Below are 714 nucleotides of genomic sequence, written 5' to 3'. Positions count from 1 at the left end.
GCGCCGGGGCTGAGGCCGAACGCCTTGTGCACGCCGCGCAGGAACGATTCCTCACGCGCGTTGATCTCCCCATCCGCGCGGGCGATCACGAACAGCGAGGCCAGGGCCTCCTCCAGCATGGCGGTGCGCCCGGCGAAGGCGCGGCCCAGTTCGGTCGCGAAGGCCCGGTAATCATCCGTGCGCTGGCGGGCGGTATCGAACAGGCGGCCCACTTCCTTCATGTTCTCGGGCGGGAGATGGAAGCGGCGCTTGAAGGCGTCGATTTCGGCGCGGTTCACCGGCCCGTCGCACTTCGCCATCTTGGCTGACAGGATAATGACGACCAGCCCGTACATCTGTTCGCGCTTGCCCATCACGGCCGCCATCTTGGCCGCGATGAAGGTGGCCGCGCCATTAGGGTCCGCGTTCAGCCGTGGGCCCCAGCGGTCGGTCCAGCCGCCCACCGGCGTTTCCAGCAGGGAACCGTTATCCGCCGCGTGGCCCAGCGCGGTGCCGACGACCGCCCCCATGGGGCCGCCGACCGCGAACCCCGCAACGCCACCAAAAATCTTGCCCCATATCGCCATGCCCCGATGCTAGCACGGATACAGGCTTAACCCAACTGATCTTCCCTGCCGCCATCAGGCATCCGCGGCATTGCTGGCATCCATTCGCGCAGGGCCTCGACCCGCAGGCGGAGGCCAGCGGGCGGTCCGGCGGTCGGGTGGCGTCAAT

Annotated in this window: 1 protein-coding gene; it reads right to left on the bottom strand. The window is 68.3% G+C overall.

Going from position 1 to position 714, the window contains the following annotated elements; all coding sequences use genetic code 11:
• The coding region (locus JCM25156_RS19195; RefSeq protein WP_025814426.1) for a tellurite resistance TerB family protein at positions 1 to 566 on the bottom strand (566 nt) is incomplete at its 3' end.
• Positions 567 to 714: the final 148 nt, after the last annotated feature.

The organism is Komagataeibacter kakiaceti JCM 25156 (assembly GCF_000613305.1).
This window is presented reverse-complemented; position numbering and strand designations above follow the sequence as displayed.